Origin of the sequence: Salipiger sp. H15, assembly GCF_040409955.1 — a bacterium.
In the GTDB taxonomy this organism is placed as follows: Bacteria; Pseudomonadota; Alphaproteobacteria; order Rhodobacterales; family Rhodobacteraceae; genus Salipiger.
In genome coordinates this window covers 772,186-791,989 of record NZ_CP123384.1, presented here as the reverse complement: position 1 = coordinate 791,989, position 19,804 = coordinate 772,186, and the positions used below count along the sequence as shown (strand labels likewise).

Sequence of the window (19,804 nt, the reverse complement as noted above, 5' to 3'; positions counted from 1 at the left end):
GAAAGGGGTACGCAGGCGACCCGCGAATGGATCACCGGGCGGCGCCACGAAAGGGCCGCGCCGAAAAATTTTCGCGCGCCGTGATCCTTTTCGCCTTTGCCGCCGTAGTCCCTACATGTCTCCTGATGGCCGCCTCACCACGACCCTCGCGCCCGTGGTGCAGGCCGTCTGGAGCGAGGAGATCCGCGTGACGCCTGCCGAGACGACCGAACAGACCCGCTGGCTGCTGGCCGTGCGCGACCGCCGGGACCGCGAGGCCTTCGGTCGGCTGTTCGACTTCTTCGCGCCTCGGCTCAAGGCGATGCTGATGCGCGGCGGGCTGCGCGACGGCAGCGCCGAGGACGTGGTGCAGGACGTCATGCTGACGGTCTGGAACAAGGCCGCGCAGTTCGACCCGCACCGGGCCGAGGCCTCGGCCTGGATCTACCGCATCGCCCGCAACCGCCAGATCGACCTCTACCGGCGTAGGCCGCTGCCCGAGCCCGAGCTTGTGCAGGAGCCGGAAAGCGCCGAGCCGGACGCGCCGCAGATCCTCGCCATGGAGCAGGAGGCGGCGCAGCTGCGCGCGGCGCTCGAGCGGCTCAGCCCCGAGCAGGTCGAGGCGCTGCGCCACGCCTACATGGACGAGCTGCCGCACAGCGAGATCAGCCGGATCACCGGCCTGCCGCTGGGCACGATCAAATCCCGCATCCGCCTCGGGCTCGACCGCCTGCGGCGCGACCTGACCGGCCTGAGACCGCAATGACCGAGATCATCCATCATATCCCCGAGGACATGCTCCGCGCCTATGCCGCCGGAACGCTGCCGCAGCCCTTCGCCGTGGTGATCGCCGCGCATGTGTCGCTCTGCGACGCCTGCCGCGCCGCGGTCGAGGCCGAGGCCGCACTGGGCGGCGCGCTGCTTTCCGGTCTCTCGCCCGCCGCCGTCTCCGCCGGTGCACGCGACCGCCTCCTTGCCACGCTCGACGCCGCCCCGCCGCCGCCGCCGCCGCTGCGCGGGTCGGGGATCTTTCCCGCCCCGGTGATGGCGGCGCTGGACGGCCAGCCGCCGCGCTGGAAGATGCTGGGCGGCGGCATCCGCCAGCAGATCCTCAGCGCCGACCCCGAGGGCTCGCTGCGCCTGCTCTACATCCCGCGCGGGCGCTCGGTGCCCGAGCATGGTCACGGCGGGCTCGAGATGACCCTCGTGCTTCAGGGCAGCTTTTCCGATTGCGAGGGGCGCTTCGGCGTCGGCGATGTCGAGGTGGCCGGGGGCGAGATCGACCACCAGCCGGTCGCCGGGACCGAGGCCCCCTGCATCTGCCTTGCCGCCACCGATGCGCCGCTGCGGTTCCGGGCGATGATCCCGCGCCTGCTGCAGCCACTGTTCCGCATCTGAGCCGGGGCCACCATGGATTTCGCGGGCAGACGCATCTGGATCATCGGCGCGAGTTCGGGCATCGGCGCCGCGCTGGCTCAGGAACTGGCTGCTCAGGGCGCGCGGCTGGTGCTCTCGGCCCGCGACGGAGCGGCGCTGACGGCACTGGCCAGCGCCTGCGGCGGCGCCGAGGTGCTGCCGCTCGACCTTGCCCTGCGCGAGACGCTGGCGGCGGCCGCCGAACACGTGGCGGAGGGCGGGCCTCTCGATGCGCTCATCTGCACCGCCGCGCTCTACGATCCGGCGCGGGTGGTGGATCTGGACCCCGAGCGGACCGCCGCGCTGGTGCAGGTCAACGTGACCGGCACGCTGCTGGTCGCGCAGCTCGCGCCCCGGCTGCTGCGCGAGGGCGGGCAGCTCGTGCTCTTCGGCTCGGTCGCGGGGTATTTCGGGCTGCCGAAGGGACAGGCCTATTCGGCGAGCAAGGCGGCGATCATCAACCTTGCCGAGTCGCTGCGCATCGAGCTGGAGCCGCGCGTCGACGTGCGGCTCGTGTGCCCGGGCTTCGTGCGGACACGCCTGACCGACAAGAACGATTTCGACATGCCCGCGATCATCGAGCCCGGCGAGGCGGCGCGGGCGGTGGCGCGGGGCATGGGCCGGCGCGGCTTCGAGATCCATTTCCCCCGGCGCTTCACCTACGCGCTGAAGCTCTTGCGCCTGCTTCCCTATCCCCTTGCCCTGCGCCTCACGGCGCGGCTTGGGGGCTGAGCTCCCCTTCCTCCGGTCCTGTCGCGGGGAAGGGGGCTCACGCGCCCTTCGGCCAGAGCGCCGTCACCGCCGCCACCCCGGCCCAGGCCGAGACCCCGGTCAGCGCCGCGCCCCAGAGGCAGTCGGCGATCACCTGCTCCCAGCTCCAGTCGGCGAGCGTCGCGAGGTTGGTCATCTCGTAGGTGCCGTAGCACATCAGCCCCAGCAGCGCGCCCATCAGAAGTGCCTGCACCGCCGATCCTTCGCGCAGCGCCGGCAGCGAGACGAAGACCAGCACCCCCACGACATAGGCGGCGTAGAAGCCCGCCGCCGGCCCGAGCCGCAGCGGCTCGGCCAGCAGGTGCCCCACGTGCCGCTCGAAGACCGGGCGGATGAGGAAGCGCAGGCCGAGCATGTCGAGGCCGAGGAACACTGCGGCGGTGACGCCGTAAAGGAGGAGGGTCTGCATCGGGAGGGCCTTTCCGTAGCTTGCCCGGGGGATACGCCGGGAACGGCGGCGCGGATCACCGGAAAAACGCTGCGGCATCCGGCAAAAGCGGCGCGGGGGCGGTTGACCGGGCCGATCGGTTGCAATATCTCTCCGGCCACTACGCGGGCGTTGTGTAGTGGTAAGACCTTAGCCTTCCAAGCTAATGACGCGGGTTCGATTCCCGCCGCCCGCTCCAAGCTCCCCCGACATCGCCATCCGATCGCATCCAGCGCCTCAGGTGCCGTTCCGTGTCACGCGAGCCCGTTGCGCGCGGCCGTGACAACCCGCGCCTTGACGCAGGGCGCGCGGGCCCCCAATACCGTGCTGCAGACAAAGGAGCGGCCATGGCCCACGGAAACCCGGCTGCCATCGTGCAGGACGATCGCGAGAAATCCCGGAAACTCGGCTCACTCGGAGCCCTCTGGCCCTTCATGAGACCCTATCGCGGCCTCATGCTCGCGGCGGTGCTGGCGCTGATCGCCACGGCCACCGTCTCGCTGACCCTGCCGCTGGCGGTGCGCCGCGTGGTGGACAATTTCGGCGTCGAGGACGGCGCGCTGCTCGACCGCTACTTCATGGCGGCGCTCGGCATCGCCGCGCTGCTGGCGCTCGGCACCGCCGCCCGCTACGCGCTGGTGACCCGGCTCGGCGAGCGCGTGGTGGCCGACATCCGCAAGGCGGTGTTCGACCGGGTGATCGGGCTGTCCCCGGCCTTCTACGAGAAGACCATGACCGGCGAGGTGCTGAGCCGGATCACCACCGACACCACGCTGATCCTGTCGGTGATCGGCTCGTCGGTGTCGATCGCGCTGCGCAACCTGCTGCTGTTCCTCGGCGGGCTCACCCTGATGCTCTTCACCTCGGCCAAGCTGACCGGGATGGTGCTGCTGATCGTGCCCGTGGTGATCATCCCGATCCTCACGCTGGGCCGCCGCCTGCGCAAGCTGAGCCGCGAGAACCAGGACTGGATCGCGGTCTCGTCCGGCAATGCCGCCGAGGCGCTCTCGGCGGTGCAGACCGTGCAGAGTTACACCCACGAGAAGATCAGCCGCGCGACCTTTGCCGAGGTCACGGAAAAGAGCTTCGATGCCGCCCGCCGCCGGGTGAAGACCCGCGCGCTGATGACGGCGATCGTGATCTTCCTCGTCTTCACCGGCATCGTCGGCGTGCTCTGGGCGGGCGCGGTGGACGTGCGCGCCGGGCAGATGAGCGCCGGGGCGCTGGTGCAGTTCGTCATCTACTCGGTGATGGTGGCCGGCGCCGTGGCGGCGCTGTCGGAGATCTTCGGTGAGCTGCAGCGCGCCGCCGGGGCCACCGAGCGGCTGGTCGAACTGCTGCAGGCCGAGGACACGGTGACCGACCCCGAGCAGCCGCTGCCGGTGCCCTCGACCGTGCGCGGCGAGATCACCTTCGACAAGGTCGACTTCACCTATCCCGCCCGGCCCGGCGTCAAGGCGCTGGACGGGATCGACCTGCACATCAACCCCGGCGAGACCGTGGCGCTGGTCGGCCCCTCGGGCGCGGGCAAGACCACCATCGTGCAGCTCATCCAGCGCTTCTACGATCCCGACGCCGGCCGCGTGCTGCTCGACGGCATCCCGGTCGACCGGATGAGCCGCAACGGCTTCCGCCAGCACATCGCACTGGTGCCGCAGGACCCGGTGATCTTTGCCGCCTCGGCGCGCGACAACATCCGCTTCGGCCGCCCCGGGGCCTCTGATGCCGAGGTCGAGGCCGCCGCCCGGGCCGCCGCCGCGCATGACTTCCTGAGCGCGCTGCCCGAGGGTTATGACACCTACCTCGGCGAGCGCGGCGTGATGCTTTCGGGCGGGCAGAAGCAGCGCGTGGCCATCGCCCGCGCCATCCTGCGCGATGCGCCGGTGCTGCTGCTCGACGAGGCGACCTCGGCGCTCGACGCCGAGAGCGAACGCGCGGTTCAGCAGGCCGTCGACACGCTGGCGGAGGGGCGCACGACGATCATCGTCGCGCACCGGCTCGCCACGGTGAAGAAGGCCGACCGCATCGTCGTCATGGACCACGGGCGCATCGTCGCGCAGGGGGCGCATGACGCTCTGGTGGCCGAGGGCGGGCTCTACGCCCGGCTGGCGCGGCTGCAGTTCACCGACGGGCTTGCCGCCGAGTGACCGCCCCGGCGTCATCGCCCTGACGTCATCACCGCGCATGCGGGCTTTGCCGTAGCGGAACGGCGTGCTAAAGGCACAGCCCTTGCGGGAGGCGGTGCTGCCTCCCACACTTGGAAAAGGTGTTTCGGCGCGCATCGCGCCGGGACCGCTCGGGAGGAGCACAGCAGCGATGCAATTCGTGACGCAGGCCGATCGTGACGCGATCGAGTCCGAGAAACCATGGGTCGAGCGGGCATTGCCCGAGAGCCTGCACGCCTGCCTGTCGCAGACGGCCCAACGCTTCCCCGACCATGCCGCGATGAGTTTCCAGCTGCTGTCGGGCCCGAAGGACCCGGCCGAGACGCTGAGCTGGTCGCAGCTGCTGGCGCGCACCAACCAGGCCGCGAACCTCTTCCGCACCCTCGGCGTGAACGAGGGCGACGTGGTCGCCATGGTGCTGCCCAACTGCACCGAGGCGCTGGTGACCTTCCTTGGCGGTGCCGTCGCGGGCACGGTCGCGCCGATCAACCCGCTGCTCGAGCCCGAGCAGATCGCCGCGCTGCTGCGCGAGACCGGTGCGCGGGTGGTGGTCACGCTGAAGTCCTTCCCCAAGACCGACATCGCGCAGAAGCTGGCCGAGGCCTGCCGTCATGCGCCGAACGTGGTGACGGTGCTCGAGGTCGATCTCAACCGCTACCTGACGCCGCCGAAGCGTTGGCTGGTGCCGCTGCTGCGCCCCAAGCTGCCGCGCACCCATCATGCCGACATCAAGTGCTTCAATGCCGAGATGACGCGCCAGCCGACGAAGCTGACCTTCACCCCCTCGACCGGGGACCGGACGGCGGCCTATTTCCACACCGGTGGCACCACCGGGATGCCCAAGGTGGCGCAGCACCGGGTGTCGGGGATGCTCTACAACGGCTGGCTCGGCTCGCGCCTGCTGTTCCGCGAGACCGACAACGTCATGTGCCCGCTGCCGCTCTTCCACGTCTTCGCCACCGAGGTGGTGATCATGTCGGCGCTCGCCTCGGGGGCGCACGTGATCCTGCCGACCCCGGCGGGCTATCGCGGCGAGGGGGTGTTCGACAATTTCTGGAAGCTCTGCGAGCGCTGGAAGGTCACCTTCATGATCACCGTGCCCACCGCCGTCTCGGCGCTGATGCAGCGCAAGGTGGACGCCGACATCTCGACCATGCGCTACGCCTTCTCGGGCTCGGCGCCGATGCCGGTCGAGCTGTTCCGGCGCTTCGAGGAGGTCGCGGGCCTGTCGATCTGCGAGGGCTACGGGCTGACCGAGGCGACCTGCCTCGTCTCGGTGAACCCGCCCGACGGGGTGAAGAAGATCGGCTCGGTCGGCTTCCCGCTGCCCTACAGCGACGTGAAGATCGTCGGGCAGGGCGCGCAGGGGCCGCATGACTGTGCGATCGACGAGATCGGCGAGATCTGCGTGTCGAACCCCGGGGTGATCCCCGGCGGCACCTACACGGACGCGGCGCGCAACCAGGGCCTCTATTACGAGGGCCGGTACCTGCGGACCGGCGACCTGGGGCGGATCGACGCGGATGGGTATCTCTGGATCACCGGCCGCGCCAAGGACGTGATCATCCGCGGCGGGCACAACATCGACCCGGCCGAGATCGAGGACGCTCTGATGACCCATCCGGCGGTCGCCGTGGCCGCGGCGATCGGCCAGCCCGACGCCCATGCGGGCGAGTTGCCCTGCGCCTATGTCGAGCTTGTCTCTGGCGCGACCGTGACCGAGGACGAGCTTCTGAAGCACGCACAGGTGCACATCCACGAGCGCGCCGCCTGGCCGAAATACCTGGAAATTCTGCCCGAGCTGCCCAAGACCGGGATCGGCAAGGTGTTCAAGCCCGACCTGCGCAAGCTGGCCATCGCGCGGGTTTACGATGCCGCCCTCGAAGCGCAGGGGCTGCACGCGCGCGTGGCCTCGGTGATCGACGACCGCAAGCGCGGGTTGGTCGCGCGCATCGAGCGCGGCGGAGATGACGAGGCTGCCGTCGCCACGTGCCTCGGCGCCTATACGCGGCCGTGGGACTGGAACGGATAAGGCTAGGGCGGCGCCCCTGCGGTCAGCAGGGGTCCTTGGCGCAGAAGATCTCGTAGAGCAGGCCGATCACCCGCGCCGTGTCCTCGGTGGCAAGGCTGTAGAAGATGGTCTTGCCGTCGCGGCGGGTGTTCACCAGGCCCTCCTCGCGCAGGCGGGCAAGCATCTGGCTCACCGCCGCCTGGCGCATCCCGAGCAGCCCCTCGAGCTCGCCCACGGAGCGTTCGCCCGAGCCGAGATGGCACAGGATCATCAGTCGGCCCTCGTGGGCAAGTGTCTTGAGAAAGCCCGCGGCGTTGCGGGCGTTCTCGGCCATTTCCTCTGGCGGGGGGATGAGCGTCTCTTCCTTCACAAGTCAAAGCCTCTGCATTCTGTCGGTCAAGATATAGGGCGCAAACTGCGATTTTCGAGATCACAGCGGGTTAGGCGCCTGGCTATCGACGATCTTGTGCCGCCCGGATGGCTGACTGCTCGTAGCCCGAACTCGGGCCGCGGGGCAAGAGTTCCGCGCGGGGCGGCCTGTCGCTGGAATTGCGTGGTGCCGCCCTAATCAGCGCGCTGTCGCGAGGGAGAGCGCCGCGCCGGTGGCAAGCAGCAGCTGCGGCAGGGTCAGGCTCTCGAGATCGCGCCGGGCGTGCTGGCTGCCGGGCACGCTGCGCAGGGTGGCGCTCAGCGCCCGGGCATGGATGGCCAGCGCGGCAAGCGGGGCGTTGGCCTCTGCGCGCTCGGAGAGCGCAGTGACAAGACGCGCCGCCCAGCCCGCCAGCGCGTCGATCGGGGACCTATCCGCACCCCAGCCCTCCGCGCCGAGGTTCAGCGCCGCCGCAAGCGCCGGGCGCAGCGTCTCGGCCCCGGCGCCATCGTAGCTCACGCAGAGCAGCGCCGCGCGCAGCGCCGGAAGCTCCGCCGCGAGGCTCGCCAGTTCCCCCTCGGCCGCGAGACCGGACAGCCCCGCCTCGAACTGCGCCAGCACCTGCCGCAGGCGCAGCGCCAGAGCGCAGTCCTGCAGGTCGCCCGGGAGCGCGCCCTCTCCGAGGTAGCGCGCGTAGTCCGGCGCCTGCATCAGCGTCTCGAAGGCGGCGAGCAGCGGCGGCACCACGCTGCCTGCCTCGGCGGTGCCCTTCGCCAGCGCGCCGGGGTCGATCTGCAGCTCGAGAGAGGCGCGGTGGATCGCCTTGGCGGCGGTCTCGGGGATCAGCCCCACCTCGCCCTGCACCTTGGCCAGCGTGCCCGCCACGATCATGATCGCCCGGACCTCGGCGCTGTCCGAGAACAGCCTGGCCAGGTCCCCGGCGGGGAAGACGCGGTGCAGGTGGGCGCTGTCGAAGGGCGTGGCGGACATGGGTCAGCTCCGGGCGATGCGGTCCAACAGGGCGGCGAGCCCGTCGGGATCCGACAGGAAGGGGGAATGCGCGCTGCTCATGTCGTAGACCTCGTCGCTTGGCAAGACCGACGCCATGGCACGCTGGTGGTCGGGCGGCACCGCCATGTCCTGCGAGCAGAGGATGTAGCTGCGCGGCAGCTGCTCGACCCGGCCGGTGAGCGAGACGCGCTCCTTCTGGGTGGCGATCGGCTGCGGCGTCAGGTGGCGCGCGGCGCGGTCGACCAGCGCGGAGGGGCAGTCGTGGTAGAATTTTTCCCGGATCAGGGAAGGATCGAAATGGAAGGTCGCGCCGCCCTCGTCGCGGCGGATCGCCTCGTTCAGCGGCTGGTCGGGCCAGTCGCGGCTGAGGCTGGTGACGCTGTCGCCGTCGCCGGGCAGGAAGGCGCAGAGGTAGACGAGCCGGGAGAATTTCTCCGGGTGCAGGTCGGCGGCCTGCGTCGCGGGCACGCCCGACATGGAATGGGCGACCACGATGGCGGGCTCGTCGAGTGCCGCGAGGATCGCGTCGACGTAGTGGCGCAGCGTGACGGTGTCGCGCGGGGTGGGGTCGGCGCCGTGGCCGGGCAGGTCGAGGGCGATGGCCTCGTGGCCGCGCTCTTCCAGCGCCGGAACCACGTCGCGCCAGCACCATGCGCCATGCGAGGCGCCGTGGATCAGCAGGAATTTCGCCATCAGATATGCCCCTGGGAGTTCAGGAAATCGACGAGGACGCGGGCGTATTCTCCGGGTTTCTCGATAAAGGGAAGATGTCCCGCGCTGCGGATCAGCGCGAATTGCGAGCCGGGCACGAGGTCGGTGGTCTCGCGCACGAGGTCGGCGGGGGTCGAGCCATCCTCGGAGGCGGCGATGCCGAGGAGCGGCAGGCGCAGGCCCGAGGTGGGGGTCATGAAATCGGTGCCGGCAATCGCCGCGGCGCAGCCCATGTAGCCGGATTTCGGTGTGCGGATCAGCATGTTACGCCAGCCGCGGAACTCGTTGGTGGTGCGGAAGCGCGGGGTGAACCAGCGTTCGAGCACCGCGTCGGCGATGGCCTCGACGCCGCCCGCTTCGACCTCGGCGATGCGCTTGTCCCAGATTTGCCGGGTGCCGATCTTGGCGGCGGTGTTCGACAGCACGGCGGCGCGCACGAGGTCGTGGCGCTTGGCGCAGAGCCCCTGCGCCACCATGCCGCCGAGCGAGAGGCCGACGAAAATGGCGTCGCGAAAGCCGGTCCTGTCCATCAGCCGCTCGGCGTCGCGCACCAGCGCGCCCATGGAAAAGGGCGGCTCCGGACAGTCCGAAAGGCCGTGGCCGCGCATGTCGTAGCGCAGCACGCGCAGGTTCGCGGGCAGGTGCGGCATCAGCTTGTCCCAGAGCCGGAAATCGGTGCCGAGCGCATTGGCGAGCACCAGCGGCGCACCCTCTTCGGGGCCGTCGATGCGGTAGTGAAGTCGGACGTCGCCGAGATCGGCCATCTGCATGGCGGGTGTCTCCCTTGAACCTTGGCGGGGACCCTAGCGGGCACGGCGGCCGGAGGAAAGGCGATCGGGGCGGGGCACATCGGATGCACCGCCCATGCACGGATGATGCATATCGCGCGGCACAGGCGCAGATTGACTCCCGAGGCTTTCGCCTGCTAGCAGGCGCGCCTTGATGAAACTCGAAGAGGCGCGGGGGCACACATGGCACGCAAGAAGGGTCGCGACATTTCCGGCTGGCTGATCGTGGACAAGCCCGCGGGCATCACCTCGACCTCGGTGGTCAACAAGGTGCGCTGGGCGCTGGCGGCGAAGAAGGCCGGGCACGCGGGCACGCTCGATCCCGAGGCGACCGGCGTTCTGGCCGTGGCGCTCGGCGAGGCGACCAAGACCGTGCCCTACATCACCGACGCGATGAAGGCCTACCGCTTCGTCGTGCGGCTGGGGCAGGCGACCAACACCGACGATGCCGAGGGCGAGATCCTGCGCGAGAGCGCGATGCGCCCCTCGGACGAGGAGATCAAGGAAGCGCTGCACCAGTTCGTCGGCGACATCCAGCAGGTGCCGCCGCAGTTCTCGGCGGTGAAGGTGGATGGCGAGCGCGCCTACAAGCGCGCCCGTGACGGCGAGGAGATGGAGCTTTCGGCCCGCCCGCTCTTCGTGGAATCGCTCATCATGCTCGACCGGCTCGACGCCGATCACGTCGAGCTCGAGATGGTCTGCGGCAAGGGCGGCTACGTGCGCTCGATCGCGCGCGACCTTGGCGAGGCGCTTGGCTGCCATGGCCACGTGCTGCGCCTGCGCCGGGTCTGGTCCGGGCCTTTCGAGGCCTCGGACGGGATCAGCCTCGAGGAGATCGACGCGCTGGCGAAGACGCCCGAGCTCGACGCCAAGCTGCTGCCGGTCGAGGTGGGTCTTGCCGACCTGCCCGAGCTGCGCTGCACCCCCGAGGGCGCGGCCCGGCTGCGCAACGGCAACGCGGGCATGGTGATCCCCGGTGACGCCGAGTACGGCGACGAGGCCTGGGCCTCGTTCGAGGGCAAGCCGGTCGCGGTGGGCATCTTCAAGGCGGGTGAGCTGCACCCGAGCCGGGTGTTCAACCTCGACTGAGCGCTAGCCCAGCATCTTCAGCCAGCGGCGCAGCGCGTCCAGCGACTCGGGCTCGTCGAGGAAGGGCACGTGGCCGCGGCCGGGGATCTCGGCCGCGATCATGTCGGGACGGCGGCGCATCATCTCGGCGAAGGTCGCGGCGGTGAGCAGGGTCGAGCCGCTGCCGCGCAGGGCGCAGAGCGGCAGGCCCTTCAGCGCGTCGAAGAGCGGCCAGAGGTCGGGCGCGGGCTGGGCGCCGCCCTCGAGCACCGCGTCGCGCAGCCGCGGGTCGTACTGGATGCGCAGCCCCTCCGGCGTCTCGCGGTAGAACTTCGTCACCTCCTCCATCCAGCGCCCGGGCGGCACCTCGCCGAAGGCGGTCATGCCGAGCGCCATCTTCTCGGCGGCCTCGGCATGGGTCTTCCACGCCGGGTTGCGGCCGATGTAGTCCTTGATGACGGCGAGCCCCTCGCCGCCGATCTCGGGGCCGATGTCGTTCAGCGCGACGCCGAGCAGCCGGTCCTTCACCGTCGCCGCCAGCACCATGGCGATGAGCCCGCCGCGCGAGGTGCCGAGCACCGCGGCCTGTTTCAGCCCGAGATGATCCAGCAGCTCGACCGCGTCGCGCCCCTCGATGGGGATGGTGTAGGTGGCGAAATCGGTCCAGTCGGACTGACCGCGGCCGCGGTAGTCCATGCGGATCATCCGCAGCTTGCCGAGGTCGAGATGCGGCGCGAGGTAGTCGAAGTCGCGCCCGTCGCGGGTGAGGCCGGCGAGGCAGAGCAGCGGCAGGCCGTGGCCCTCGTCGGTGTAGTGGATCGACACGCCGTCGGAGGTGGTGAACTCGGGCATCAGAGCAGCTCCGGGATGGTGGAAAGGTCGGTCAGCACGTGCTGCGGGCGGCCGGGGAGGCGGTCCACCGGCTCGGCGGCGCGGTTGACCCATGCGGTGGTGAAGCCGTAGGCCGCGGCGCTGCCCGCGTCCCAGCCGTTGGAGGAGACGAAGAGCACCTCGCCCGGGTCGGTGCCGAAGCGCGCGCCGACGAGGTCGTAGACCGCGCGGGCGGGCTTGAAGACGCCGACCTCCTCGACCGAGAGCAGGGCGTCGAGCCAGGGCTCGAGCCCGGCGCTGGAGACCGCGGCGCCGAGCATGTCGGGGCTGCCGTTCGACAGGATCGCGCAGGCAAGGCCGCGGGCCTTGAGCGTGGCGAGCAGCTTCGGCACCTCGGGGTAGGCCGAGAGGCGCCAGTAGAGGCCGAGCAGGGTCTCGCGCAGTTCGGGGTCCTCAAAGCCGTGGCGCTCCATCGCCCAGTCGAGCCCGTCCTGCGTCACCTGCCAGAAATCGGTGTGATCGCCGGTGACGGCGCGCAGCCAGCTGTATTCGAGCTGCTTGCGCCGCCAGTCGGCCGAGAGCGCGGGCCAGACACCGGCGAGCGCCTCCTGTCCCGGCGCCTCGGCGGCGCGGCGGGCGGCGGCGGAGACGTCGAAGAGCGTGCCATAGGCGTCGAAGACGCAGGTGGTGATGCGGGCTGCGGCCTTGCTCTGCGTCATGGGGTCGTGCGTCCTCCTCGCGATCGGGCGCAGGGTGGCACGGGCGGCGGCGCGTCGGAAGGGTGAATTTGCAAAGGTTTGGACGGGCCGGCGCGGCACGGCTCCGCCGGGCGCCGGGACATCCTCTTTGCAATCCGGGACCGGGATGCTTAGGTTGGGGGCAGAGCGCAAACGAGCACCCGCCGCGACAGGTGGCCTCGTCCCATCCACGCAACTTCCCCAATTCCCACAGAACGGAGATTCCCATGACGCAGGTCAAGACCGGCGACACCGTGCGCATTCACTACACGGGCACGCTGAATGACGGCACCACCTTCGATTCCAGCGCCGGCCGCGACCCGCTGGAGTTCCAGGTCGGCTCGGGCCAGATCATCCCCGGCCTCGACAAGGCGATCCCCGGCATGGTGGTCGGCGAGAAGAAGACCGTCGAGGTTCCGGCGGACGAGGCCTATGGCCCGGTCCACCCCGAGGCGCGGCAGGCCGTGCCGCGCGCCGAGATCCCCGACAACATCCCGCTCGACCTCGGCACGCCGCTGCAGATGCAGACCCCGACCGGGCAGGTGGTGCAGGTGACCGTGGTCGAGGTGACCGAGACCGAGGTCACGCTCGACGCCAACCACCCGCTGGCGGGCAAGGACCTGACCTTTGCCATCGAGCTGGTCGAGATCGCCTGATCGGCAGGTCTTCCGGGGCTGCGGCCCCGGCTTGAAACGAGAGCGGCGCGGGGATGTCCCGCGCCGCTTTGCATGTCCGCAGTCCGCGCTTGGCTCAGTCCAGCGTCAGGATGGTCTGGCCGGTGGTCTTGCGCGATTCCAGCGCGCGGTGCGCCTCGGCGACCTCGGCCAGCGGGAATCGCTGGTCGATGCGGATCTTCACCGCGCCCGAAGCGACCTTGTCGAAGAGCATCGCCGCCATCTCCTGGCAGGCGACCGGGTCGGCGATATGGGCAAAGAGCGTCGGGCGGGTGACCTTCAGCGAGCCCTTCTGCGCGAGGATGCCGAGGTTGAACGCCTCGACCGGGCCCGAGGCATTGCCGAAGGAGATCATCATGCCGAGCGGCTTGAGGCAGTCGAGCGAGCCCATGAAGGTGGACTTGCCGATCGAATCCATCACCACGTCCACGCCCTTGCCATCGGTCAGCTCGCGGGTGCGCTTGGTGAAGTCCTCGGTGTTGTAGTTGATGCAGGCATCGGCGCCGTGGTCGAGCGCGAGCTTGCACTTGTCGTCCGAGCCGGCGGTGCCGATCAGGCGGATGCCCTCGGACTTCGCCCATTGGCAGGCGATGAGGCCGACGCCGCCCGCCGCGGCGTGGAAGAGCACGGTGTCGCCGCGCTTCAGCGGGGTGGTGCGGTGGAAGAGGTACTGCACGGTCATGCCCTTGAGCATCATCGCCGCGCCCTCGTCGAAGGAGATCGCATCGGGCAGCTTGCAGACCTGCGCGGCGGGCATCACCCGCGCCTCGGTATAGGCGCCCGGGGGCATGGCGGCATAGGCGGCGCGGTCGCCGGGAGCAAGATGGGTGACGCCTTCGCCCACCGCCTCGATCACCCCGGAGGCTTCCATGCCGAGCGCGTGCGGCAGCTGCAGCGGGTAGAGCCCCGAGCGCTGGTAGCAGTCGATGAAGTTGAGGCCGCAGGCCTTGTGACGGATGCGGATCTGGCCCGGGCCGGGCTCGCCCACCGGCCAGTCGGCCAGCTTGAGCGCCTCGGGCCCCCCGGTTTCCTCGATGATGACGGTGCGGGCTGTCTCGGCCATGTCGTGTCCTCCTGTCTGGCGTTTGGCGCAGACCCTGCGACGCGGCGGGGGCGGGGGCAAGGGGCTTGTCGGCAGCGGCGGCGCGTCGCACCGACGTGATTCACTGCGAGGATGTTTCGTGCTAGGCTGGGGACATACGCGCGGCCGGCCTGTCTGGTCTTCGGCGCGTGCCAGGACCAGACCCGCATTGGCGCTGCGCGCGACGCCAAGGGAGGAGGCTCATGGCACAGACACCTCATACGATCGGAAACCCGCTCTCGTGGGCCGCGCAGCAGCTTTCGGCCGCGGGCTCACATGTCTCGGCCGCGACGCGCGAGCTGGGGACGGACCACGCCCACACGCCGCGGCGGGTGCGGACCATGGCGATGTCGGACATCTCGGACTCGCTGCGCGCCGGCTGGGAGGACTTCAAGGCCTGCCGGAGCGACGTGCTCTTCATCGTGCTCATCTACCCCGTGATGGGGCTCTTGCTGATGGGCATGGCCTTCCACGAGGCGCTGCTTCCGCTGCTCTTTCCCATGGCGGCGGGCTTTGCCATCATCGGGCCGATGGCCGCGGTCGGGCTCTACGAGATGAGCCGCAAGCGCGAGCTGGGGCTCGAGGCGACGTGGCGCGACGCCTTCTCGGTGCTGAGCTCGCCGGCCTTCGGGGCGATGCTGGTGATGGGCTTCTACCTCATCGCGCTCTTCTGCGCCTGGATGCTGACGGCGCATTTCATCCACCTCGTGACCATGGGACCGGCGCGGCACGAGAGCCTTGGCGCCTTCCTCGACCAGGTGTTCCACACCGCGGGCGGCTGGTGGATGATCGTGCTGGGCTGCGGCGTGGGCTTCGTCTTCGCGCTGGTGGCGCTGGCGGTCTCGGTGGTCTCGTTCCCGCTGCTGCTGCACCGGCACGTGGGCGCCCCGATGGCGGTGATGACCTCGGTGCAGGTGCTGAAGAAGAACCCGCGGGTGGTGCTGGCCTGGGGCGCGGTGATCGCCGTGCTGCTGGTGCTGGGATCGCTGCCGCTGCTCCTGGGGCTGATGGTGGTGTTGCCGCTGCTCGGCCACGCGAGCTGGCACTTCTACCGCCGCGCGGTGGCGTGAGCGAAAGGCTCGGCAGCCGGGCTGCCGAGCCTGAAATCCGGGTCAGGCGACCCTGAGGACGATCTTGCCGATATGGGTCGAGCCCTCCATGCGCGCGTGCGCCTGCGCGGCCTCGTCGAGGGCGAAATCGGAATCCATCACCGGCGCGACGCGGCCCGCGGCGAGCAGCGGCCAGACATGGCTGCGCAGCGCCTCGGCGATGCGCGCCTTGGCCAGATCGCTCTGCGGGCGCAGGGTGGAGCCGGTGATGGTCAGCCTGCGCATCATCACCTGCGCGAAGTTGAGCTCGGCCTTGGGGCCCTGCAGGAAGGCGATCTGCACCAGCCGCCCCTCGTCCGCCAGCGCGCGCACGTTGCGCGGGATGTAGTCGCCGCCGACCATGTCGAGGATCAGGTTGGCGCCGCCGACCGCCTGCATCGCCTCGACGAAATCCTCGTCCCGGTAGTTGATCGCGCGCTCGGTGCCGAGGCGCTCGCAGGCGGCGCACTTGTCTGCCGAGCCGGCCGTGGCGAAGACCCGCGCGCCGAAGGCGGCGGCGAGCTGGATCGCGGTGGTGCCGATGCCCGACGAGCCGCCGTGCACGAGGAAGCGCTCGCCCGCCTGCAGCCCGCCGCGCTGGAAGACGTTGCTCCAGACGGTGTAGAAGGTCTCGGGCAGGCAGGCGGCCTCGCGCAGACCCATGCCCGCGGGCACGGGCAGGCAATGGGCGGCGGGGGTGGCGACATACTCGGCATAGCCGCCGCCGGGCAGCAGGGCGCAGACCTGATCGCCGACGGCGGGCCAGTCGACGCCCGGTCCGGTCGCGACCACCTCGCCCGAGCATTCGAGCCCGGGCAGGTCCGAGGCGCCGGGCGGCGGGGCGTAGCTGCCGGCGCGCTGCAGCGCGTCGGGGCGGTTCACCCCGGCATAGGCCACGCGGATCACCACCTGGCCGTGGCGAGGCTCGGGAACGGGGCGCTCGGTCAGGCGCAGCACCTCGGGGCCGCCGGGCTGCGAGATCTCGACGGCGCGCATGGTCTTGGTCATTCGTGGTCCTGTCTTGCTGTCTTGCGGGTGGGGCAGGGGGCTCAGCGCGGGGCGGTCCAGCCGCCGGGCAGCCCGTGGCGCGGGCTCTTCGGGGCGCGCAGCCTGCCGAGGATCCGCTCGGGTCCGGCCGCCAGAATCTTGCCCAGCACCGGGGTCGCTCGGACCTTCGCCTTGGTCTTCTCGAAACGCATCACGTCCTCGATCCGGCGGTCGAGGAATTCCCACGTGGCGTGGTGATCGGGCGATTCGTCGCCCAGCCAGTAGAGCACCGTCGAGGAGTAGACGGCGCTCAGCGTGGCGCGTTTCGTGTACCAGTTGAAGTCGCGCGTGGTGTCGCCGAGCTCGGTCCAGATGCGGTCTGCGGTGCCCCAGATCAGCTTGGCGCCGTCGGGCGCGTACATCGGCAGGGTAAAGAGCGTGGTGCCGCGGCGCACCGCCTCGCGGTCGTCCACCGCCTCGATCCGGCTGCGGACCGCCAGCGCGACACGGTCGCGGAAGCGCATCGCGGACTGGTCGATTTCCTTCAGGCGCGCGGACATAGCCTCGTCGCCGCGGCGGTGGAAGGCGATCGCCAGGTCCACCGCGCCGCGCGGGTAGAGCCCGCGGGCCACCACCGGGTCCACCCCGGCATCGCTCGCCGCCGCGCGGAAGGTCGTCTCGGACCACCCGTCGAAGGCGACGTGGGTCAGCGCCGCATCCAGCAGGCGCCCGGCAATTTCTTCACTCATGGGGCCTCTCCTTCGACTCAACGGGGAGGAGTCTAGACAAGATTGGCAACCCTTGCTATAGACCGGCTTCCTGCAATTTCCTTGCAACTCAAAACTAGAAAGGTGGTGAAAACCACATGCAGGTTAGTGTTCGCGACAACAACGTCGATCAGGCGCTCCGCGCCCTGAAGAAGAAGCTGCAACGCGAAGGCGTGTTCCGTGAAATGAAGCTTCGGCAGCATTTCGAGAAACCGTCCGAGAAGAAAGCTCGCGAGAACGCCGAGGCCGTGCGTCGTGCCCGGAAACTGGCGCGCAAGAAGGCTCAGCGCGAAGGTCTCCTCTGAGTTTCGACTCGTGAGATCCTTTTCGTGAGGTCAGGCAGCTGACCTTCCGACACGAAGAAGTTGACGACCCCCGGGGCTCTGCCTTTCGGGGGTTTGTCGTATCCGGAGGGGCGGAACGGCCCGCCGGAAGCTACTCTCGCGCAGCGCGTCCGTCCGGGCGGGCGGCACCGGCGGGGATCATGGCATGGACAAGTTCGTACTCTTCGATCTGGACGGTACACTGGTCGACCCGGCGCCGGGCATCCTCGGCTCCTTCCGCCATGCGCTGTCCGCGCTCGGGCAACCGGCGGGGCCGGACGAGCCGCTCGAATGGATCATCGGGCCACCGCTCCGCGCGAGTTTCGGCCGCCGGCTCGGCGGGCCCGAGCGCGTCGAGGAGGCGGTCGCGCTCTACCGCGAGGTCTATGGCCGCGACGGGCTGTTCCGCGCCGCGCCCTACGAGGGCATGATGCAGGCGGTGAGCGCCCTGCGCGCCGAGGGCTACCGCCTGTTCCTGTGCACCGCGAAACCCTTGCCCTTCGCCCGCCGCGTGGTCGTGCATTTCGGCTTCGAGCCCTGGTTCGAGGCGCTCTACGGCGCGGGACTGGACGGCCGCTTCGACGACAAGACCGAGCTCATCGCGCATATCCTGCGCGAGCAGGAGCTCGACGCGGGGCAGGGGTGCATGGTCGGCGACCGCGACAACGACACCAGCGCCGCCGCGAAGAACGGGCTGGCCTCGGTCGGCGTGCTCTGGGGCTACGGCAGCCGCAGCGAGCTCATGGAGAACGGCGCGACCGTGCTCTGCGCGGAGCCGCGGGCGCTGAAGGACTGCATCGACGCGCTGCTGTCGGACTGAGAGCGGCGGCGCGGTCGCTGGAAAGGAAAACCCCGGGCGCATGGCCCGGGGTCTTGCGTGTCTCGAGGATCGTCGGGGGCCGGATGTCAGCCCGGCCCGATCATGAAGCAGGTGATCTGCCGGGCCTGCAGGCGGCGGCAGGCGAGGTCCGCCGTCTCACGCGTGAGGCCCATGAAGTTCGCATCGAAGCCGCCGGCGCGGTCCACCACCTTGCGCAGCGAGCCGTCGAGGGTCGAGGTCTCCATCAGCGCGGTCTGCAGCAGAACCTTCTCGGCGGCGTAGCGGCTCGAGTAGCGGCCGACGTTGATGCCCCAGTGCCGTCCGCCAGAGGTGGAGACGCGGGTGACCACTTCCTGCGCGGCGGGTTCGGCGGAGGCGACGGCGACTTCCGCCGTCTCGGCTACGATCTCGGGCTCGGCGATGGCCGGGGCAGGGGCCGCGGCCGGGGCGGCGGCCAGCATCATCGCCTGCGGGCGGCGCACCGGCTTGATCGAGGCGTCGGGGGCGATCCCGGTGTCGCCCTCGGCGACCACCATGTCTTCGGCGACGCGGGCGATGTCGATGGGCTCGGGGGTCTGGGTGACCGGCGCCGCGACCGCGGCAACCTGCACCGATTCCAGCACGTTCTCGATGTCGGCCTCGACCCCGGCGACGAGCGGCGCGACATCGGCGCTGCTGACAGCCGGACGGGGCTGAGGCCGCAGGCTCTTGGCGACGGCCGAGGGGGCGACGCGGATCGACTTGCCGCGCAGGCCCGAATCATCGGGCTCGGCGCTGGCCACAAGCATCTCTTCCACGGGCGCGGCACCGCCGCCGCCGATGCGGCCCATGTAGGGCGGCTTGGACGGGCGGCGCAGGGCGACGTCGGTCGGGGCGCGCTTGAAGCCGAGGTCGAGCAGCTCGGCGCTCTTGGCGTTGCGCGCGGCGGTCGAGGTGCCGCCGAAGACCACGGAAATGATCCGCTCGCGGCCGCGTTCCGCCGAGGCCACGAGGTTGAAGCCCGCGGCGCGGGTGTAGCCGGTCTTGATCCCGTCGGCACCCTTGTAGGCGGCGAGGAAGCGGCGGTTGGTGTTGGCCACCTCGCGCATGCCCGCGTCGGTCGTGATGCGCGAGAAGATGTTGTAGTAACCGGGGTAGTCGTAAAGGATGTGCCGCCCCATGATCGCCATGTCATGGGCGGTGGAGAGGTGCCCGTCGACGGTCAGGCCGTTGGCATTGCGGAAGGTGGTGCGGGTCATCCCCAGCGCCTGCGCCGTGCGGTTCATGCGGCGGGCGAAGGCGGCTTCCGAGCCCTCGATCGCCTCGCCGATGGCGGTGGCGGCGTCGTTCGCGGACTTCACCGCGGCGGCGCGCACGAGGTAGCGCAGCGCGATCTTCTGCCCGGCGCGCAGGCCCAGTTTCGAGGGCGGCTCGGCCGCGGCGTGCTTGGAGATCGTGACCATGGTGTCCATGGAGATCTCGCCGTGCTCGACCGCCTCGAAGGCGATGTAGAGCGTCATCATCTTGGTCAGCGAGGCGGGATGGAGCCGGGTCTCGGCGTTCTCGGAGAAGAGCACCTCTCCCGACCGGGCGTCCATCACAATCGCGGCATAGGGCGCGGCCCACGCGCTCAGAGGCGCCACGAGGGCGAGCCAGATGAGTGTGAGAATGTACAGGCCTGCTCGGCCCGGTCGCTGCCTGCGCCGTCCCGTCACGGTTTTCGCCTTCTCTGCCTCTCGCCTCCGGTTTTCCGGTGGCCAACTGTTCTAGTTTGGGGAAACGCTAACATGGAGTGCACAA

Annotated in this window: 21 protein-coding genes and 1 tRNA gene; 11 read left to right on the top strand and 11 right to left on the bottom strand. The window is 70.1% G+C overall.

All coding sequences use genetic code 11. The features are described from left to right. Positions 1 to 115 precede the first annotated feature (115 nt). Genes PVT71_RS03860 through PVT71_RS03850 form a run of 3 tightly spaced genes read left to right on the top strand, consistent with a single transcriptional unit; the run spans position 116 to position 2,127 of the window. Positions 116 to 745: a sigma-70 family RNA polymerase sigma factor gene (locus PVT71_RS03860; RefSeq protein WP_353473179.1), complete on the top strand. Its 630-nt coding sequence runs from the start codon at positions 116 to 118 to the stop codon at positions 743 to 745. After that, complete coding sequence (locus PVT71_RS03855) at positions 742 to 1,377, top strand: ChrR family anti-sigma-E factor (RefSeq protein WP_353473178.1); 636 nt, start codon at positions 742 to 744, stop codon at positions 1,375 to 1,377. The genes PVT71_RS03860 and PVT71_RS03855 overlap by 4 nt, the downstream gene beginning before the upstream one ends. A gap of 12 nt (positions 1,378 to 1,389) precedes the next feature. Beyond that, positions 1,390 to 2,127, top strand: coding sequence for an SDR family NAD(P)-dependent oxidoreductase (locus PVT71_RS03850; RefSeq protein WP_353473177.1), 738 nt, complete (start codon positions 1,390 to 1,392; stop codon positions 2,125 to 2,127). Positions 2,128 to 2,164: 37 nt separating this feature from the next. Here the strand turns inward: PVT71_RS03850 and PVT71_RS03845 are convergent, their stop codons facing one another. Beyond that, a complete protein-coding gene (locus tag PVT71_RS03845; protein WP_353473176.1) occupies positions 2,165 to 2,575 on the bottom strand; it encodes a DUF2177 family protein in 411 nt (136 codons plus the stop codon). A gap of 143 nt (positions 2,576 to 2,718) precedes the next feature. On the opposite strand from PVT71_RS03845, the gene PVT71_RS03840 reads away from it, so the two are divergent. The 3 genes from PVT71_RS03840 to PVT71_RS03830 all read left to right on the top strand — a co-directional run bounded on the left by PVT71_RS03840 (position 2,719) and on the right by PVT71_RS03830 (position 6,790). Then, positions 2,719 to 2,792, top strand: a tRNA-Gly gene (locus tag PVT71_RS03840). A gap of 148 nt (positions 2,793 to 2,940) precedes the next feature. Continuing rightward, complete coding sequence (locus PVT71_RS03835) at positions 2,941 to 4,740, top strand: ABC transporter transmembrane domain-containing protein (protein ID WP_353473175.1); 1,800 nt, start codon at positions 2,941 to 2,943, stop codon at positions 4,738 to 4,740. A gap of 169 nt (positions 4,741 to 4,909) precedes the next feature. Then, positions 4,910 to 6,790, top strand: coding sequence for an acyl-CoA synthetase (locus PVT71_RS03830; RefSeq protein ID WP_353473174.1), 1,881 nt, complete (start codon positions 4,910 to 4,912; stop codon positions 6,788 to 6,790). Between the two features lie 22 nt (positions 6,791 to 6,812). Here PVT71_RS03830 and PVT71_RS03825 read toward each other — a convergent pair whose 3' ends face one another. The 4 genes from PVT71_RS03825 to pcaD all read right to left on the bottom strand — a co-directional run bounded on the left by PVT71_RS03825 (position 6,813) and on the right by pcaD (position 9,631). After that, positions 6,813 to 7,103, bottom strand: a complete 291-nt coding sequence (locus PVT71_RS03825; protein WP_353473173.1) for a metalloregulator ArsR/SmtB family transcription factor — start codon at positions 7,101 to 7,103, stop codon at positions 6,813 to 6,815. Between the two features lie 234 nt (positions 7,104 to 7,337). Next, complete coding sequence (locus PVT71_RS03820; RefSeq protein ID WP_353473172.1) at positions 7,338 to 8,129, bottom strand: hypothetical protein; 792 nt, start codon at positions 8,127 to 8,129, stop codon at positions 7,338 to 7,340. Positions 8,130 to 8,132: 3 nt separating this feature from the next. Continuing rightward, positions 8,133 to 8,843 carry an alpha/beta fold hydrolase gene (locus PVT71_RS03815; RefSeq protein WP_353473171.1) on the bottom strand — a complete coding sequence of 237 codons (711 nt, stop codon included), beginning with the start codon at positions 8,841 to 8,843 and terminating at the stop codon, positions 8,133 to 8,135. Next, positions 8,843 to 9,631 carry a 3-oxoadipate enol-lactonase gene (gene pcaD, locus PVT71_RS03810; RefSeq protein WP_353473170.1) on the bottom strand — a complete coding sequence of 263 codons (789 nt, stop codon included), beginning with the start codon at positions 9,629 to 9,631 and terminating at the stop codon, positions 8,843 to 8,845. Before pcaD ends, PVT71_RS03815 begins: the two co-directional genes overlap by 1 nt. A gap of 201 nt (positions 9,632 to 9,832) precedes the next feature. On the opposite strand from pcaD, the gene truB reads away from it, so the two are divergent. After that, on the top strand, positions 9,833 to 10,738 hold the full coding sequence (truB, locus tag PVT71_RS03805; protein WP_353473168.1) for a tRNA pseudouridine(55) synthase TruB: 906 nt from the start codon (positions 9,833 to 9,835) through the stop codon (positions 10,736 to 10,738). A 3-nt stretch (positions 10,739 to 10,741) separates the two neighbouring features. Here the strand turns inward: truB and PVT71_RS03800 are convergent, their stop codons facing one another. Both PVT71_RS03800 and PVT71_RS03795 read right to left on the bottom strand, forming a co-directional pair. Then, on the bottom strand, positions 10,742 to 11,569 hold the full coding sequence (locus tag PVT71_RS03800) for an alpha/beta hydrolase (protein ID WP_353473166.1): 828 nt from the start codon (positions 11,567 to 11,569) through the stop codon (positions 10,742 to 10,744). Next, the gene (locus PVT71_RS03795; protein ID WP_353473165.1) at positions 11,569 to 12,267 is read right to left on the bottom strand and encodes a haloacid dehalogenase type II; all 699 of its coding nucleotides are present in this window, start codon (positions 12,265 to 12,267) and stop codon (positions 11,569 to 11,571) included. Before PVT71_RS03795 ends, PVT71_RS03800 begins: the two co-directional genes overlap by 1 nt. A gap of 245 nt (positions 12,268 to 12,512) precedes the next feature. On the opposite strand from PVT71_RS03795, the gene PVT71_RS03790 reads away from it, so the two are divergent. Next, positions 12,513 to 12,941, top strand: coding sequence for a peptidylprolyl isomerase (locus PVT71_RS03790; RefSeq protein WP_353473164.1), 429 nt, complete (start codon positions 12,513 to 12,515; stop codon positions 12,939 to 12,941). A gap of 94 nt (positions 12,942 to 13,035) precedes the next feature. Here the strand turns inward: PVT71_RS03790 and PVT71_RS03785 are convergent, their stop codons facing one another. After that, positions 13,036 to 14,022 (bottom strand): quinone oxidoreductase, encoded by a 987-nt coding sequence (locus PVT71_RS03785; RefSeq protein WP_353473163.1) that lies wholly within the window; start codon positions 14,020 to 14,022, stop codon positions 13,036 to 13,038. A gap of 221 nt (positions 14,023 to 14,243) precedes the next feature. On the opposite strand from PVT71_RS03785, the gene PVT71_RS03780 reads away from it, so the two are divergent. After that, on the top strand, positions 14,244 to 15,110 hold the full coding sequence (locus PVT71_RS03780; RefSeq protein WP_353473162.1) for a DUF2189 domain-containing protein: 867 nt from the start codon (positions 14,244 to 14,246) through the stop codon (positions 15,108 to 15,110). Between the two features lie 42 nt (positions 15,111 to 15,152). Here the strand turns inward: PVT71_RS03780 and PVT71_RS03775 are convergent, their stop codons facing one another. Together PVT71_RS03775 and PVT71_RS03770 are read right to left on the bottom strand one after the other, a co-directional pair. Then, positions 15,153 to 16,136, bottom strand: coding sequence for an NAD(P)H-quinone oxidoreductase (locus tag PVT71_RS03775; protein ID WP_353473161.1), 984 nt, complete (start codon positions 16,134 to 16,136; stop codon positions 15,153 to 15,155). 41 nt (positions 16,137 to 16,177) lie between these two features. Continuing rightward, the gene (locus PVT71_RS03770) at positions 16,178 to 16,864 is read right to left on the bottom strand and encodes a COQ9 family protein (protein WP_353473160.1); all 687 of its coding nucleotides are present in this window, start codon (positions 16,862 to 16,864) and stop codon (positions 16,178 to 16,180) included. 116 nt (positions 16,865 to 16,980) lie between these two features. Here PVT71_RS03770 and rpsU point away from each other — a divergent pair, with 116 nt between their 5' ends. After that, positions 16,981 to 17,187 (top strand): 30S ribosomal protein S21, encoded by a 207-nt coding sequence (gene rpsU / locus PVT71_RS03765; protein WP_353473159.1) that lies wholly within the window; start codon positions 16,981 to 16,983, stop codon positions 17,185 to 17,187. Between the two features lie 184 nt (positions 17,188 to 17,371). Next, positions 17,372 to 18,025 carry an HAD hydrolase-like protein gene (locus PVT71_RS03760; protein ID WP_353473158.1) on the top strand — a complete coding sequence of 218 codons (654 nt, stop codon included), beginning with the start codon at positions 17,372 to 17,374 and terminating at the stop codon, positions 18,023 to 18,025. A gap of 86 nt (positions 18,026 to 18,111) precedes the next feature. Here the strand turns inward: PVT71_RS03760 and PVT71_RS03755 are convergent, their stop codons facing one another. Beyond that, positions 18,112 to 19,602: a D-alanyl-D-alanine carboxypeptidase family protein gene (locus PVT71_RS03755; RefSeq protein ID WP_353473157.1), complete on the bottom strand. Its 1,491-nt coding sequence runs from the start codon at positions 19,600 to 19,602 to the stop codon at positions 18,112 to 18,114. Positions 19,603 to 19,804: the final 202 nt, after the last annotated feature.

Excerpts from the sequence above, each read along its gene's own strand:
- pcaD (WP_353473170.1), bottom strand. The coding sequence starts at position 9,631 with ATGCAGATGGCCGATCTCGGCGACGTCCGACTTCACTACCGCATCGAC.
- PVT71_RS03830 (WP_353473174.1), top strand. The coding sequence starts at position 4,910 with ATGCAATTCGTGACGCAGGCCGATCGTGACGCGATCGAGTCCGAGAAA.
- PVT71_RS03835 (WP_353473175.1), top strand. The coding sequence starts at position 2,941 with ATGGCCCACGGAAACCCGGCTGCCATCGTGCAGGACGATCGCGAGAAA.
- PVT71_RS03785 (WP_353473163.1), bottom strand. The coding sequence starts at position 14,022 with ATGGCCGAGACAGCCCGCACCGTCATCATCGAGGAAACCGGGGGGCCC.
- PVT71_RS03795 (WP_353473165.1), bottom strand. The coding sequence starts at position 12,267 with ATGACGCAGAGCAAGGCCGCAGCCCGCATCACCACCTGCGTCTTCGAC.
- rpsU (WP_353473159.1), top strand. The coding sequence starts at position 16,981 with ATGCAGGTTAGTGTTCGCGACAACAACGTCGATCAGGCGCTCCGCGCC.
- PVT71_RS03845 (WP_353473176.1), bottom strand. The coding sequence starts at position 2,575 with ATGCAGACCCTCCTCCTTTACGGCGTCACCGCCGCAGTGTTCCTCGGC.
- PVT71_RS03800 (WP_353473166.1), bottom strand. The coding sequence starts at position 11,569 with ATGCCCGAGTTCACCACCTCCGACGGCGTGTCGATCCACTACACCGAC.
- PVT71_RS03820 (WP_353473172.1), bottom strand. The coding sequence starts at position 8,129 with ATGTCCGCCACGCCCTTCGACAGCGCCCACCTGCACCGCGTCTTCCCC.
- PVT71_RS03855 (WP_353473178.1), top strand. The coding sequence starts at position 742 with ATGACCGAGATCATCCATCATATCCCCGAGGACATGCTCCGCGCCTAT.
- PVT71_RS03775 (WP_353473161.1), bottom strand. The coding sequence starts at position 16,136 with ATGACCAAGACCATGCGCGCCGTCGAGATCTCGCAGCCCGGCGGCCCC.
- PVT71_RS03780 (WP_353473162.1), top strand. The coding sequence starts at position 14,244 with ATGGCACAGACACCTCATACGATCGGAAACCCGCTCTCGTGGGCCGCG.
- PVT71_RS03825 (WP_353473173.1), bottom strand. The coding sequence starts at position 7,103 with ATGGCCGAGAACGCCCGCAACGCCGCGGGCTTTCTCAAGACACTTGCC.
- truB (WP_353473168.1), top strand. The coding sequence starts at position 9,833 with ATGGCACGCAAGAAGGGTCGCGACATTTCCGGCTGGCTGATCGTGGAC.
- PVT71_RS03790 (WP_353473164.1), top strand. The coding sequence starts at position 12,513 with ATGACGCAGGTCAAGACCGGCGACACCGTGCGCATTCACTACACGGGC.
- PVT71_RS03815 (WP_353473171.1), bottom strand. The coding sequence starts at position 8,843 with ATGGCGAAATTCCTGCTGATCCACGGCGCCTCGCATGGCGCATGGTGC.
- PVT71_RS03850 (WP_353473177.1), top strand. The coding sequence starts at position 1,390 with ATGGATTTCGCGGGCAGACGCATCTGGATCATCGGCGCGAGTTCGGGC.
- PVT71_RS03770 (WP_353473160.1), bottom strand. The coding sequence starts at position 16,864 with ATGAGTGAAGAAATTGCCGGGCGCCTGCTGGATGCGGCGCTGACCCAC.
- PVT71_RS03755 (WP_353473157.1), bottom strand. The coding sequence starts at position 19,602 with ATGGACGCCCGGTCGGGAGAGGTGCTCTTCTCCGAGAACGCCGAGACC.
- PVT71_RS03760 (WP_353473158.1), top strand. The coding sequence starts at position 17,372 with ATGGACAAGTTCGTACTCTTCGATCTGGACGGTACACTGGTCGACCCG.
- PVT71_RS03860 (WP_353473179.1), top strand. The coding sequence starts at position 116 with ATGTCTCCTGATGGCCGCCTCACCACGACCCTCGCGCCCGTGGTGCAG.